Here is a 15736-nt window from a genome sequence, read left to right as displayed (position 1 = left end):
CGACAAGTAGCCTAGCCGCGTCCTGACCGGCGGGAAGAGGCGGGAAGAGTTCAGGCCCGGTCGAAGCGCCACCGCTCCGGGCGCGCGTTGTTGCAGTGCCACTGGCGGATCTCGGCGGTCGACGTCGTGTCGCCGTTCTTGACGTCCAGGCACCACGGGCTGTGGCCCGCGTGCAGTTCGACGTAGCCGTCGCCCACGTCGCGCGCCTTCCAGTACTGCGCCGTCGCGTCGCTGCACGGGTTGAGGCGGATCAGGGCGCCCATCTCCTGGGAGGAGTCCTGCACGGCCGCGCAGGTGCCCCCCGGGGTCTCCAGCCGGTACGTGTCGTCGCCGACCGCGCGGACCTGCCACGTCTGCGCGTAGCTGCTGTTGCAGTGGAAGGACCAGATCACGGTGCCCGGGTCGTCGCGGCTGTTGGAGCGGTCGAGGCAGGTGCCGATGCCGTTCACGATGTGGTACGTGCCGTCCGCGATGAGGCCGGGGGCCGGGTCGGAGCGGGTGGCCGGTTCCTCTTCCCCGGCGGGCTCCTCCTCGGCCGGCTCCTCTTCCCCGGCGGGCTCCTCCTCGGCCGGCTCCTCCTCCTCGACGGGCTCCTCCACGACGGGCGGGGGCGGCGGGGGCGCCGGTTCCTCGGCGGGCTCCTCCTCGGCCGGTTCCTCCTCCTCGGTGGGCTCCTCGGTGGGCTCCTCCTCCGTCGGCTCGACGGCGGGCACCTCCACGACGGGCCGCGGCGCGGCGACGGGCTCGGGAACGCGGTCGCCCGATCCGCCGTCCAGCAGCGCGCCCGCGCCGAGGGCGGAGACGCCCAGCAGCGAGGCGACGACGGCCGCCCACAGCAGGGAGACGGCGACGCGCCGCCCCGGGAGCAGGCCGCGCCGTGCCAGTGCGGGCCTGCGGCGGAACGCCTCGCCGAACCGGTCCGCCGGTTTCCTCGCCATCGCTGTCGCTCTCCTCGTCGTGCGGTCAGGGAGTGGCCAGGGGGAGATCGGTCTCCTCCAGAGTCATCAGCTCGGCGGCGGCCGGGTTGGTCAGGTCGGACATGCGCATGGCCTGGCGTTCCGTCATCTGCTGGAACAGCTGCCGCGCCGTACGGCCGTTGCCGAACCGCTCACCCCTCGGGATCGAACCGATGAACTCCCCCAGCGCCTTGCGGCTCGCGTCGCTCAACTGGTAGCGGTGCCGCCTGGCGTGGTGCTCCACGATACGGACCAACTCCTCGTTCGAGTAGTCCGCGAAGTGGAGGGCGCGGGTGAAACGTGACGCGAGGCCGGGGTTGGAGCCGATGAAACGGTCCATCTCGCCCGGGTAGCCGGCCGCGATGACGACGACCTCGTCCCGGTGGTCCTCCATCAGCTTCACCAGCGTGGCGATGGCCTCCTGCCCGAAGTCCTGGGCGACGCCCGGCGGCGTCAGGGCGTACGCCTCGTCGATGAACAGCACGCCGCCGCGCGCCCGCAGGAACGCCTCCGTCGTCTTCGGGCCCGTGTGCCCGATGTACTCGCCGACGAGCGCCGACCTGTCCACCTCGACCAGGTGCCCGTGGCTGAGCAGGCCGAGCGCGCTCAGCAGCCGCCCGTACAGCCGCGCCACGGTCGTCTTGCCCGTGCCCGGGTTGCCCGCGAAGACGAGGTGGCGGCTCAGCGGCGGCGCCGGGAGGCCCGCCTCCTGCCGCATCCTGACCGTCTGCATCAGCTTGACCATGCCGCCGACGTCGCGCTTCACGCCGTCGAGGCCGACCAGTTCGTCCAGTTCGGCGAGCAGTTCCTCCAGGGTCTCCTGCGGCGGCTCGTGCACCGTCTCGCCCGCCTCGCCCGCGTCCTCGGCGGCCGGGCGTGGCGCCGTCGCCGCGCCGCCGGGCGCGCCCCCGGGCGCGGGGGGAACGGGCGGGGCGCCGGGCCCGGGGGAACGCGCGGGCCCGGCCGGACCCGCGGGCGGCGGCGGCCCGGCGGGCGGGCGGCGCGCCCCGCCGCCTGAGGCAGGCAGCCTGGGCGTCCCGACGTTGACCGCCACGCAGTCCTCCACGACCGGCCGCGCGTCCTCCGCGAACCCCAGGTCCTGCTTGCAGTCGAAGACCCGGCAGCCGGTGAACCTCGGCTCCGCGTCCCGCGCCACGTACAGCGCGGGCAGGCCGCTCGCCAGCACGTCGCAGTGCTCGAACACGCCCCGCGCGCCCTCCCCGACCAGCACCCCGTGCTTGCCGCTGCGCACCACCCGTACCGCCCGCAGCCGCGGATCGGCGCCCGCCGCGATCTCCACGCCGTTGCCGCGCTGCCGCGCCAGCGAGCTGTACAGCAGCACCGACTCCTCGGTGGAACGCAGCCGCACGCCCGTGTCGCCGCCCGTCACCCGCGCGTCACGCAGCACCACCCGCGCCTCGTCGCGCACCTCGACGCCGCACAGCCCCGCGTCGGCCACCGTCGTGTCGCTCACCTCGGCCCGCGCCGTGTGGTCGAGCCGTACGCCGGACCGCGCCGCGCCCTCCACCCGGCAGTCGGTCAGCAGCACCTCGGCGGCGTCCTGCGCCAGTACGCCGTGCCGCCCCGCGCCGAACACGCCGCTGGCCCGCAGCAGGACGCGCGAACGGTCCCGCGCCCGTACGCCCGAGCCGGAACCGCCGTGCACCCGGAAGCGGTTGGCGCGCAGCACGGCCGTGCCGGAGACCGCCACGCCGATGCCCTCCACGCCCTCGACCGACGTGTCCTCAAGGCGGGCGAGGGCGTCACCGGTGAGGTGCAGCGCGGTGTGCCGGGCGGAACGCAGCCGGGTCCGCAGGGCCAGCAGGACGCCGCCCGCCGTCGGGTCGTCCAGCTCGGCCGACAGGTCGTGGTCCAGCGCGATGCTGCCCACCGGCACGTCGGGGCGCGTGCCGGTGGTGCGGGAGCCGAGGACCTCGATCCGGCCGCGCGCGACCGTGCAGTCCTCCAGGGTCAGGCCGGCCGCGTCCTCCACGCGCAGGACGGCCTCGGCGGCGTCGTCGCCGCGCACCGTCAGCCCGCGCATCCGGCAGCCGGGGGCGGCGACGGTCAGCGGGCCGCCCGCCGTGCGGACGACGAGGACGACGGAGCCGTTCCCGTGCTCGGGCCGCAGCGTGACGCGTTTGACCAGGCGGAACGTCTCGGTGTACTCGCCGGGGGCGAGCGTGACCGTCGCGTCGGCGGGCGCGGCGGCCAGGGCGTCGGCGATGGTCCGGTGGGCGCCGCGGGTGCGGGGGGCGACGCGGATGGCGGCGTCGGTCATGGTCCTTGGCTCCCTGCTCGGCGATCTGGCTGCTCGGCGGTCTGGCTGTTCGGCGTTCTGGCTACTCGGTGTCCTGCTCGGCGTTCTGGCCGTCCTGTCCGTCTCCGGCGGTGGGCGGCACGATGTCCAGCCAGTCGCGTACGGCCGGGCCGATCAGCAGGATGCCGATCGACTTGTCCAGCATCTTGGTGAGGGCGGGCATCAGGACGAAGTCGATCACACCCTGCCGGTGGTACCAGCGGGCGCCGATCGTGTTCTGGATCACGGTGCGCAGGAAGCCGGACGTCAGGCCGCCGATGACCGTGCCGAGCGCCGCCGCCCCCGCGAGCGCGGCGGCCTGCGCGAGCGACACATCGTGCCGGTTGCCCTCCGAGTCCTTGACGCCGAACACCTCGATCGCGGCGAGCTGGCCGAGGAACGCGCCGAGCGGGCCGAGGACGAAGCCGTCCTTGAAGAAGTCGTAGGTGCCGCCGCGCCAGCGGATCACGAACTCGTTGAACGCCCACTCCCCCGCCCAGTCGTCGTCGTCCTGCCGGAAGCGGTAGGGGAAGCCGCGGTCCTGCCAGTTGAGGCCGACGCGGAACCCGCTGCGGTGCGCCGCCCAGTTGTGCGCCCACAGCCCGGTGGCCTTGACGGCGCTGGACACCACCGCGGCGAGCGCGGCCTGCTGGACGTCGGTGATGCTGAACGGGCCGAGCGCCGCGTACACCGCCATGTTGAGCGCGAAGTCGAGGACGAACTCCTGCGCGCCCTCCAGCAGCATGTGCTGGAGGTTCCGCACCGCGAACGGCGTGTACGTGGACTCGGCGCCCCTGCCGGGGGTGTGCACCGCCGGGCCCCAGGGCGTGCGGCGCGGCTGGCGCAACTCCCGCTCGAAGCCCCGGAACTCGTTGAGGAAGCCGATGAACCGCGTCTCGCGCCCGGCGAGGTGGAAGTCCGGCCGGTAGCCGGCCCAGAAGCGCTCCTGGCCGTTGGTGACGAACGAGCCGGCCGGGCCGCGTTCCCAGACGAAGCCGGGGATGGTCCGCTCGGTGATGACCGAGGAGACGCCGCCGCCGTCGTAGAAGTAGCGGCGCCAGTGCTTGGCCATGCTCTCGACCTCGAAGTACGAGCCGTCCGGGCCGCGTTCCATGACGCGGGCGGGCGCGCCCGACTCGAAGTCCTTCCACGCCCGGTACGCCTCCGCGCCGAGGACGCGGGTGGGGACGTCGCCTGGCGTCGGCGCGTACTCGCGCACCCGCAGCGGCGCGTCGTTGAAGAACTGCCGCGGCCCGCCGCCCACGGGGACGGGCAGCTCCTGGATGGTGACGTGCGGCGGCGCCGCGCCGCCGGTGGCGGGCGGCGGGGGGTTCAGCTGGCGGTCGGCGAAGCGTGCGCCCGGCCGCCAGTCGGGCAGCTGGGTCGTCCCGTCGAACCAGACGCGGACGCGGTCGGCCTGGTTGCCGAAGCCCATGATGTTGCCGTGGCGGTCCATCTTGTTCCAGTGCCACGTGGTGGCGCCGGCCGCGTCGGTGTGCTTCCAGGCGTTGACGGTGGTGCCGTCGCCGAGGAGGTGCTTCTCGCGGATGAGCTGGTTGTTCGCGTCGAAGTCGCGGTAGGACTCGCGGTCGAAGTAGTTGTTGTGGTCGTACTGGTTGCGGTGGGCGACCTTCCTGATGCCCTGGCCGCCGCCGCCTTCGAGGTGCCACTCGACCCGGCCGTGGCCGATGTCCTGGCTGACGACGCGGACCTCGCCCGCGCCCGCCGCGTGCGGCGGCGCGGCGCCCGGCCAGGTGTCGAGGCGCTTGACGATCTTGCCCTGGTGGTTCATCAGGACCCAGTCGCCGCCCCGGTAGCCGCCGGGCGCGGCCTGGCCGGGCGGGACGTAGCCCTGGTCGGCGTGGACGGTGCGCTGGAACGCCAGGTCGCCGTTGCCCGCCGCGCCGTCCGCCCTGAGCTCCGCGCGGGGGCGGAAGTCGAGGATCGTGCCGTCCTTGAAGCCCATGCGGACGACGTGCCAGTCCTTCGCGGCGTTGGGTGAGAACCAGTTGCCGTCGCCGAGGCTGGTGGTGAACCGGTCCTGCCACAGCACGTCGGCGGTCGTCCTGCCGCTGGACGCGGGCGGCGGGACGTGCGTGAAGTCGGCGGCGTCGAACGTGCGGTGGCCCTGGAGCTTGCCCGCGCCCTCGGACCACGGGACGTAGTTGTCCGGCAGGTTTCGGTGGGTGACGCCCGCCGGGAGCGTCACGTCGGGCCCGACGGTCAGCGTGTTCCCGTTGGTCAGGGCGCGCGTCTCGGCGATGAAGCGCAGCTCGTGGTCCACGGTGACGGTGGAGAAGCCGCGCGAGGCGATCAGCTGGACGCCGTGCTGGTCGCCGGACTTCCAGGTGTACGTCTGGTAGCGGTTGTCGAGCGCCCACGGCATCCGGCCGCCGGTGGACGCGTACCTGCCGCCGTCCTGCCGCAGGCCCCGCGGCAGCGCCGAGTCGATCCAGCCGCCGGAGCGCAGCGGGGTGGGGACGAGGTAGTCGCGCCACGCGCCGGGCCCTGTCTCGGTGGCGCGGATCTCGGAACTCAGCGCCCAGCGGTAGAAGTTGGCGGGCCGCTGCTCGGCGACGCGGTGGTTCTCGAACCACTCGCCGTTCTTCCAGTACCGGCCGCCCGCGTTCTCCTTGCCCTGCGGCGAGACCTGCGCCCACTCGCGCTTCGGCGTGCCGTCGGGCGCGAACTGGTGGGCGCGGAAATTGCGCAGGTCGTGCACGCCGACCCGGCCGAACTTGACGTGTACGTCCGTCACTTCGCCCTTGCGCGGGTCGGGCAGCCGGTCGGTCCAGCCGTTGCGGAAGACGTTCCAGTCGCGGCGTCCGGTGGCCAGGTGCTCGCCGGACGGGCCGTACCGGTGCCAGGTGGCGGTGTCGCCGATCTGGTACGAGAGCGGGCGCGCGCCGGGGGGCCGCACCGCGATCACATGGCCGCCGTCCGGGGTCTCCCTGAAGTGCCGGATCGGCCCGGACCAGGTGCGCACCGGCTGCACCGAGTCGGCGTAGTCCATCCACGTCCTGCGGCTCGGGCTCCACACGCGGATGCCGTGCCCGTCGGGCGCGCCGTCCACGGTGACGCGCTGCCAGCGCTCCCGCTCGGTGAGGCCCCACGGGACGCCTCCCTTGCGCTCCACGAACCCGGCGACGCTGCCGCCCGTGTGGGCCTGGAGGGTGGAGCCGTCCGGCAGCGGGCGTGACTCGAAGACGAAGCCGCCGCGCGCCGTGGTCAGTGTCACCTGGCCGTGACCCATGCCCTTGACGTCCACGAGGCCGCGGTCGTTGAGCGGTGCCACGGCGTTCGGCGGGTTGCCGGCGCGCCAGCGTTCCCAGGTGCCGGTGACGGCGCCCTGGGCGTTGTACTGGTAGGTGATCCTGTAGTGCTGGCCCGCGACGGCCTGGTCGCGGTAGACGGGGTTGACGACCTGTTCGGTGAGGCGGCCGTCCGCGTCGTACAGCTTGTACTCGCCCGCGTGCGTGCTCGGCGTCACGCCGTCCGCGTGGGTGGCCGGGCCGTCGATGCGGTAGCCGCCGCCCGGGGTCGTGACCGCGCCGGTGTGCGCGACGGCGGTCATCTCGCCGTCGAGCAGCTGCGGCGCCGCGCCGTCCACGCGCAGGAACCGCGCGCCGAGGCCGTCCGACAGCTCGATGACCCGCGTGTGGGTCGCCGCGCCCGCGCCGTTCACCGTGGTGACCTGGCGGATGTTGTGGTTCGTCGCGTCGGCCGGGCCGATGCGGATCTGGAGGTTGCCGCCCGCGTCGAAGTACCTGACCGTCCCGTCCGGGGTGGTGGCGCGGAAGCCCGGGTTGGCGACGCCCGGCTGCACGCGGCCGGCGACCGAGGCGTCGGCGACCGGGGCGAAGTTCTGGTCGAGCAGGTCGTACGCCCGGTGGACAGACCCGCCGTGCGCCATCTCGTAGACGCCGACGTGCTGTTGCGGCGGCGGCGCGCCGGGGACGCCGGTCTGGGTGAGCGGCACCGTCTCGTAACGGAACGCGCCGGTCGTCCCGTCGAAGCGCAGGACGCCGGGCGTGCCCGCCCGCGTGACGGCGAAGTCGCCGCCGGCCAGCTGCCGGACCGTGCTGCCGCCGACGAGGTTGCCGTCCGCCGCGCGCACGCCCGCGTCCAGCGTGTTGTTCATGTCGAACAGGGCGTATGTGGTGGGGTGCGGGACGCCGGTGGCGTCCACGGGCCGGGTGAGCGGCACGGGGCGGTGGGTCGCCAGCCCGGTGGCGTCCACGACGACGTGCCGGTCGCCCACCGCGATCCGCAGCCCGCCGTTCGCCTGCGGGACGACCTCGGGGGAGAGCGTCAGCTGGTTCGGCGAGGTGATGCGGGAACCGTGCGCGGTGGCCGGGACGGTGAGCGCGCGGCCGTCGAACGGGCCGCCGTGCAGCGTGAACCGCTCGCTGACCAGCGCGCCGCCGGGTCCGTACACCCGCACGACGTCGTGCGTCACCGCCGGGGCGGCGCCCGCGGCGGGGCGGGTGACATGGTGGGTGACAGTGAACGCGTTCGGCCCGGTGCCGGTGGTCAGCGTGCCCGGGAGCGGGGCGCCGTCGGGACCGAGCAGGTGCGGCGCGGCCGTCGGGTCGTGGACGTACCCCTGGACCGTGGCGCCGCCCCTGCCGGTGAGCGGCACGGCGTTGTGCCGGAACGCGCCGTCCGCGCCGAGGACCACGTGCGTCCCGCCCGGGGTCGGCACGCGGAAGCCGCCGCCCGCCTGCCCGACGGCGGGGGTGGCGGCGCCGGCGGGGCCGTGGACGATCCCGGTCTGGTTCGCGTTGACGGTCAGCGTATGCCGGTCGATGCTGCTGCCGCCCCTGATGGTGAACGTCTCGCGCAGCAGCGCGCCGGTGTCCGCCCTGTGCACCGAGGTCCCGTGCGCCGTGGGCACGGTGACCTCGTTGCCGTGCACGGAGGTGCCGGCCACGACGACGCCGTTGTTGCCCCGGTAGACGGCGCCCGCGCCGCCGGGGCCGGTGAGCGGCGGGGTGACGAACGTGCCGGTGTCCGCGGCCGTCCTGTCCAGCAGCGGCACGACCCGGTGGGTGTACTGCCCGGAGTCGTCCAGGACGCCGCGCCAGCCCGCGTGGTCCAGCAGGAAGCCGCTGTCGTCGCCGAGGCGGGCGAGCCCGGCGCCGCCGACGGGCGTGTGGGCGAGGGAGGAGTCCACCACGGTCGCGGCGCCGCCGCCGGTGGGGACGGACAGGGACGTGCCCGGCGGCAGCCCGGCGACGCCCCGGATCTCCCGCAGTTCGTTCCGCAGCGCGCCGTCGAGCGTGTGGACGGACGTGATCGCGCCGCGCCGCACCTCGACGACCCCGGCGCCGACCCTGATGTCGCGCGCCGGGATGGTGACGCCGCCGCCGTCCAGCACCGACAGCGGCGTCGCGGGCACACCGGCCGGGCGCAGCAGCCGCCCGCGCGTCGCGCCCGCCGTGGCGCCGCCGAGCGTCAGGTCGAGATCGACGGCCCGGCCGGTCGCGTCCACCTGGCCGATGGTGCCCGGCATGCCGACGAGGTACTCGTTGCCCGGCCGCGGTTCGGCGAACGAGCCCGCGGGGACCGTGCCGCCCGGGGTCTCCAGGCGGGGCGGCGTGCCGTCCGCCGAGAGGACGAGCCGGTGGTTGTCGAGCCCGGAGCCGCCGCGCAGGGTGAAGCGCTCGAACCGCAGGGCGCCGCCCGGCGCGTGGACCGACTCGATGTGCCGCGCGGCCGGCCGGGTGACGACCAGGTTGCCGCCCACGGACCGCACGCCGCCCGCCACTTCGGTGCCGGTGGGCGTGAACAGCTGTGGCGTGCCGCCGGGGGCGGCCGGTACGTGCACGAACTCGCCCGCTGCCGTGCCGCGTCCGGTCAGCGCCACCGCGTCACCCACGTGGTGGCCGCGCGCGTCGGTCACCATGTCGCCGCCCGTCGCGGTCACGCGGTAGCCGCCGCCGTCGAGCCGGACGGCGGTCGAGCCGGCGATGTCGCCGCCCGCCTGGTCGCCGAGGCGCGGCACGCCGCCCGTCGTGCTGCCGGCGGGCGGGACGTACAGGTAGGTGCCGTTCAGCGCGCCGCCGTTGATGGGCCGCCCGACGAGGTGCGTTTCCCCGGCCGGGGTGTGGATGGTCGTGACGGTGGGGCGGGTGACGACGATGTGCTGGTCCGCGGCCCGGACGGCGACCGTCGCGCCGGGTACGGGGTTGCCCGCGGCGTCGAGCAGCAGGGGGGCGCCGCCGTGGCCGGGGACCGGGACGAACAGGTGCGTGTTCGCGACGCCCCCGTACGGGACGCCCCGGTGCGTGACGGCGCCGGTGGCGTCCACGGCGACGTGCGGGCCCGCGCCGGTGGGCGGGGTGACGCGGAACCCGCCGAGCGCGGCGTCGGCCGTCACCGCGCCGGGCACGGTGGTGACCGAGCCGTCCGCGCCGCGTGTCACCAGGCCGGGGACGGCCGCTGGGTCGGCCGTGTCGACGCGCACCAGGGTGTGCGCGAAGCCGTCGCCGCCGAGCGGGGTCCACCGTTCGCTGTGGAGGACGAGCGCCCCCTGCCGGACGGTGAGCACGTCGCCCGTGCCGTCCGGCGCATGGTGGACGGTGATGCCGGGGTCGTCGGTCGCGGCGCCGGTGACGCGGCCGGTCGCCGGGTCGAAGTCCAGCCGCAGCACCGGCCCGGGGCCCGTCCCGGTGCCGGCGAGTTGGAACGCGCCGCGTGACGGCACGGGCGCGGGCCCGGTGCCGTGGAACATGAAGACGCTGAGCGGCTCGTCCGAACGGCCGGGCAGCGGCAGGTCCTTGACGGGCCGGTCGCCGAGCCACTTGAGGAACGCGGCCCGGTCGGCGCCCTCCAGCAGCTTGAAGTCGCCCGGGTCGATCACGTTCAGCCCGGCGGCGCCGCGCCCGGTGTCCTCGAACCGGCCGGTCGTGCCGTCGAACAGGCTGAACGAGCCGCCCGGTTCGTCGATGCGCAGCGCGCCGTCCCCGGTGCGGCGGACGGCCATGTCGGGCACCGCCGCGCCGTCGAGCCCGCGCGGCAGCGGGTGGAGCGTGCCGTCGGGGGCGGTGAGGACCACGAGATCGGGCCTGCCGCCGGGGCGGTGGGTGAGGACGGTCGCGGTGTGCGTGACGCGGCCGTCCGGGCCGACCAGGACGTGCCGCCCGTCCCCGGTGCCGACGAGGTGGCGGCCGTCGTCGAACCGTACGGCGGTGCCGCCGGCGAGGGGCGCGCCGTCGCGCACCGGGACGGGCGGGGCGGCGGGGCGCAGCTCGTCGAAGCGCAGGGCCAGGCCGTCGAGGCCGTCGAACCCCTTGCCGGTGAGGGCGATGTCCAGGTCCGCGCCGAGCGGGCGGGCGGCGCCGCCCGACGCCTCGAACGTCCAGTGGCGTGTCTGGCCGGGGGCGGGGTGCTGGCGCAGGTGGACCGTGCCGTCGACCGTGGTCGCGGTGATCGGCGGGACGCCGTGCGGGGTCTCGGCGGTGGCGGTCCTGACGGCGCCCGAGGCGTCGAAGCCGAGGTCGAGGCGGCTGCCGCCGAAGGCGGGGACGCTGAGCGTGCCGAGGCCGTCGGCGGCGGAGGAGGCCGTGTGCCCCGAGCCGTTGATGCCCGCGCCGTTGATGCCCGCGCCGCTGATCCCGTTGCCCCCGTGCCCGGCCGGCGGGGGGACCGGCTGCGAGGTGACCGGCGAGTGCGGCGCCGGTGGCACCGGGACCGGCACGGTCGCCGCCGGGCTGGTGACGACGTGCTCGGCGGTGGCGCCGGGCGGCGGCGCGCCGTTACGCCCCGCCGCGATCAGCCCGGGTCCCTCCACCGGCTCCACGCCCCGCGCGACGTTGGACTCGCCGGTGAACGCCGTGGGCGTCGGCAGGTCGCCGCCGCCCGAGGCCGACGGGACGGCGCCGCCTGGCCGTACGGTCTCCGCCGACGCCCCCACCGGCCGTGCCTCGATCGAACTCAGCCGCACCGCCGGGACATCGGGCAGCCGCAGCGTGATGTCGCCGAGCGACCCCGCCGCGCCCTCGCCCCGGCCACCGCCGGTCACGGAGGTCACGGGCGGCGGCGCCACGTTCGCCGCGGCGGCCGGCTGCGTCACCCCGCCCGTGGCCGTGGCGGGCGGCGCGGTCGTGAGCCGCGCCGCGGAGAAGTCGCTGAGCGCGTGCCCGAAGCCCTCGCCCAGGTTGATCGAGAGGCCGGGCGCGCCCGCCGCGTTGACGTCGAGCTGTCCCGCGCCCGGCGTGGCGACGGTCGTCTCGGGCAGGTGCGGCGTGGCGGTCGCCGCCTGGTCGATCGACTGGCCCGTGCCGCCCGGCACATGGACGCTCGGCAGGTCGAGACCGGTCAGCGCGCCGCCGGTCGGCAGCGCGGCGTTGGGCGGGCTGAGCGAGAGGCCCTGGTCCGCGAAGTGCAGGCGCAGCGGCGGCGCGGACGTCAGGTTGAGGTCCAGGGCGATGGAGCCGGAGTCGAGCCGGGCGGGCGGGGACGGCAGGGCGTTCGCGAGGTCGCCGAGGCCGCCGCCGGTGAGGGACGCGCCGGGGTTGAGGTCGGCGTGGCTGATGCTCAGGCCGGTGGTCGGGACGGTGACGACCTCGCCGAGCTGCGGCATGGTCGTGACGCTGATGGCCGGCATGCGTCCGCCGCCCGGGGTGGTGATCGTCAGCCCGTTCTCGCCGTAGCTGATCTTGATCGGCGTCATCGAGTCGAAGTTGATGGTCAGTTCGACGCGGCCGCCGGTGGCGGTGGCGTCGCCCGGCCGCGAGGGCAGCACCGGCACCTCGACGGCCACGATCCGGCCGTCCGCGCCCGGCATGTGCACGACGACGCTGGACGGCGGGGTGACGAAGCCGCCGCCGCCGAAGCCCGGCATGTCGCCGAGGATGGGGCGCAGGCCCGGACCGGTGACGTCGGTGATGCCGATCGACAGGCCCTTGTCGGCGAAGCTGAGGGACAGCGGCGGGGGCGCGGCGATCGAGGGGGCGTCGAAGCCCGCGGTGATCGCGCCGATGTCGCCGCCGCGGATGACGCCCGGGTCGATCAGGTGCCCGATGGACGCCATGACGTGGTTGCCCGCGAAGGCCGCCGGCTGGTACTTGGCGAACTTCACCGAGCTGATGCCTGCCGTGCCCTCGAACGAGCGGATGGCGCGGACGTCTACCGGCACCCCGTCCATGAACGCGGCGCCGGTGCGGAACTGGTTGAGGACGCCGCGGTTCCACACGCCCAGCTTCAGGCCGCTCATCAGCCCGGACATGGACCAGCGGGCGCCCATCTCGGTCGCGTTGACCGGCAGGACGAGGGCGACAGGGCCGAAGCCCTTGAAGTTCTGCGCGACGTAGCCGGGCAGCCCCTGCGCGCCGCCGAGCCCCCGGTAGATGCTGCCGCCGACCCTGCCCACGCCGTTCCACGCGCCGACGACGATCCTGATCGGGGCCGACAGGATCAGCGCGCCGACGCCGACGATGCCGCTGAGGCGGAACGCCTCGCCCAGCGCGTTCAGTCCCGCGTTGGTGGCGCTCCACAGGCTCTTGCCCGCCCAGGTGATGCCCTTGCCGGTGAACTGCACGGCGCTGAGCGTGAACTTGCCGATGCCCCGCATCATGTCGTCCACGGTCAGCGAGGACAGCTTGGTGAAGGTGGTGCCCAGGCCCTTCCAGCCGGTGGACAGCAGCTTGGTGACGTTGATGCCCCGCGTCGTCGGGATCAGTACGCCGATGATGCTGAGGACCAGCTCGGTGACGCTCGCGTCGCCGTTGGCGAACTCGACGGCGGTGTGGATGAGCAGCGCGGCGTTGACGGCGATGGCCAGCAGGGCGACGGGGCCGCCGAAGATCAGGGCGGGCGCGATCAGCGCGAGGGCGAAGAAGGTGAGGAACTTCCAGAACTCGGCGCACTCGTCGATGGGCGAACTGATGGCCAGCGCCGCGTCGTAGAGCGCCTCCCCGGCGGTCTGGGCGGCGTCCTCCAGCGTGTCGCGCGCGCTCTCGGCGGTGGACTTGTGGGTCTCCAGGTCCGGGTCGTCCTCTTCGAGGCCCTGGGCCGCGGTCAGCGCGGCGTCCGCGTTGGCCTGCTCGGTGACCATGGCGGTGCGGTACGTCTCCAGCGCGTCGTGGGCGTCCTGGTGCGCGTCCTGGAAGGTCTGGACGAACTTCCGCAGCCGCTTGTCCATCACCTCGCGCAGGGCGTCGGCGGTCTCGCCGACGAAGTTGGTGCCCGCGGTGTTCATCAGGTCGGTGATGCCGTCGTCGATGGTGGTCGCGAGGGTGACGAGCTTCTCGTGCGAGGAGATCAGGTCGGCGAGCCCCTCGGCGTCGCCGGGCGTGGGGTCCTTGTCGAGACCGAGGGCGCTCCAGTCCGGCGGTCGGGCCATGGCTGTTCCCTTCTCCTCGTGCGCGCGGCGGCGGGGCCGCCGGGCGCGGTGCCCGGGACGGCGCCGGTGGCGCCCCTCACCACCTCCACGCACCGGGCGCCCGGATGGTTCAACGGTGTTCCGCCGCCGTCCGCGGGACCCCGCTGAACCTCGCGGGGCGCCCGTGCGTAGGAAGGGGTGAAGACACGCCCTAGGGACCCGACCGTGACCGGAGGCGCGATGGCCGACTTCGCGATGGACTACGAGACGCTGTACGCCCTCAAGAAGGGCATGCACGACCTGGCGGACGACGCCGCGTCCGGCGGGGACGCGGAGAAGTTCAAGGAGGTCGGCGAACGCTCCTCGTCCGAGAACACCGACCTGTTCGGCTCGTCCTACCTGGCCTCGCAGTTCGCCACGTTCTACCGCTACTCCAAGATGCGGGCCGAGGACGGCGCCGACCGGCTGCGGGAGTTCGGCAACACCTTCGAGGGCGTCGCCGACGTGATGTACGAGCAGGACGCGCAGATCGCGTCGAGCGCGACCGCGTCCGCCCTCGCGATGCAGCTCAACCGCTGGAAGAGCGACCGCGCGGCGTTCGAGGAGTGGGAGGCGGACCAGGCCGCCTGGGACGCGTACCTGGAGGAGATCGGCGCCGCCGACTACTTCGCCGAGCACCCGGACGCGGACATCAACGAGGTCTGCCAGGAGGACGGCGCGCCCGACTGGTGCGAGACCTACATGAACGACGAGGACTCGCCCGCGCCGCCGGGACCGAAGCCGCCGGAGCCGCCGGAGAACCCGCCGAGCCACATGGAGTTCAAGGACGAGAACGGCAACGAGGTCGATGTCGTGATCGGTTACGACGAGGACTTCAACATCATGAAGGAGACCTCCACCGTCACCCTGGAGGACGGCACCGAGTACAGCACCGAGACCGTCTACGACGGCCCGCCCGAGTGGGTTGACCCGCCGGACACCGACCCGGAGAACCCCACGCCCGCCTACGACACCCGGGACTACACGGTCACCTCGACCTCGCCCGACGGCACCGTGACCGTCGAGAAGTTCACCATCGCCGAGGACGGCTCCGGGACGAACGACATCACCACGACCACCACCGACGAGGACGGCAACGAGACCGTCGAGACCAGCCAGAAGACGCGGTCGGGACCCGGCGCCGACTGGGTGGGCGACGAGGACGAGGAGTGACCCGCGCGCCGTCCGCAGCGCACACACCCGAGCTTTGAGAGGGAGACCCGATGGCCAACGTCAGCCTGACCTTCGACGACATCGACAACGCCGTCACGGCGATGAAGAACAGCGTGGCCAACACGCTCCAGCCCGCCGTGGACGCCGCCAAGCTGGCCGTCGACGACGCCCTGGCGAACCACCTGATCATGCCGAGCACCACACCGGTGCTGATCGAGAAGTACACCGAGTTCAACACCCAGCTCACCGAACTGGTCACGAACGTCGAGACGTTCGCGCAGCAGTTCACGCAGATCAAAGAGGGCATGCAGGAGATGGACGGCAAGATCGCCGAGAACATCCTGAACCCGCCCAGCCAGTGACGGCCCCGCCCCGCGCCCGGCCCGCCCCGCTCCCCGACCCCGCCCCCTGACCACCACGGAGGACCCCGATGGCGGACATCCTCGCCGACTACGAGGGCATCGCCGACACGTGCGGCCAGCTCAGCACGCAGGCCGGCATCATCATCCCCGAGATCTACACGCTGATGAACACGGTCAGCACCCTGCTGGACGACGGCCTCTACCTGGAGCAGGCCAGCCCGGCGCTGAAGACCGCGTACGAGCAGTTCAGCCGCACGCTCCAGTCGGCGGCCGGCAGCCTCCAGGTCTTCGCCAACATGTTCACGACCATCAAGGACAGCTTCGAGAACAACGACGCGGAGCTGTTCGCCGGCACGCTCTCCGGCCTCGACGGCGACGGCGGCTACGAGCTGACCGCCGACGAGGTCACCAGCCCGACGCCCGACCCGGCGGCGTGGGACGACTCCAAGAACATCGGCAGCGGCGTGACCTGGAACGAGGACCACAGCCAGGTGACGAACGTCAGCTGACGGCCGCCGCGCACGCCGGAGGGCCCGGCACCCGGAACGCAGGAAGGAACTTTCCTGCTCGGGTTCCCGGG

At 74.1% G+C, this 15736-nt stretch carries 6 protein-coding genes; 3 read left to right on the top strand and 3 right to left on the bottom strand.

Annotation, left to right across the window (positions count from 1 at the left end):
- Positions 1–50: 50 nt before the first annotated feature.
- The 3 genes from ACL02R_RS08555 to ACL02R_RS08545 all read right to left on the bottom strand — a co-directional run bounded on the left by ACL02R_RS08555 (position 51) and on the right by ACL02R_RS08545 (position 13603).
- Positions 51–938, bottom strand: a complete 888-nt coding sequence (locus ACL02R_RS08555) for an RICIN domain-containing protein (protein WP_412796263.1) — start codon at positions 936–938, stop codon at positions 51–53.
- Between the two features lie 25 nt (positions 939–963).
- A complete protein-coding gene (locus ACL02R_RS08550) occupies positions 964–3237 on the bottom strand; it encodes a right-handed parallel beta-helix repeat-containing protein (protein ID WP_412796262.1) in 2274 nt (757 codons plus the stop codon).
- 61 nt (positions 3238–3298) lie between these two features.
- Positions 3299–13603: a hypothetical protein gene (locus ACL02R_RS08545; RefSeq protein WP_412796261.1), complete on the bottom strand. Its 10305-nt coding sequence runs from the start codon at positions 13601–13603 to the stop codon at positions 3299–3301.
- 204 nt (positions 13604–13807) lie between these two features.
- On the opposite strand from ACL02R_RS08545, the gene ACL02R_RS08540 reads away from it, so the two are divergent.
- From ACL02R_RS08540 to ACL02R_RS08530, 3 genes are all read left to right on the top strand, one after another.
- Positions 13808–14794, top strand: coding sequence for a serine/arginine repetitive matrix protein 2 (locus tag ACL02R_RS08540; protein ID WP_412796260.1), 987 nt, complete (start codon positions 13808–13810; stop codon positions 14792–14794).
- Between the two features lie 50 nt (positions 14795–14844).
- Complete coding sequence (locus ACL02R_RS08535) at positions 14845–15156, top strand: hypothetical protein (protein ID WP_412796259.1); 312 nt, start codon at positions 14845–14847, stop codon at positions 15154–15156.
- 68 nt (positions 15157–15224) lie between these two features.
- Positions 15225–15665 (top strand): hypothetical protein, encoded by a 441-nt coding sequence (locus ACL02R_RS08530; protein ID WP_412796258.1) that lies wholly within the window; start codon positions 15225–15227, stop codon positions 15663–15665.
- Positions 15666–15736 lie beyond the last annotated feature (71 nt).

This window comes from Streptomyces sp. MS19, from assembly GCF_047200595.1.
GTDB lineage: Bacteria > Actinomycetota > Actinomycetes > Streptomycetales > Streptomycetaceae > Streptomyces.
Note: the sequence above shows the minus strand (reverse complement) of the source record. Positions and strands in the feature narration are given on the sequence as shown.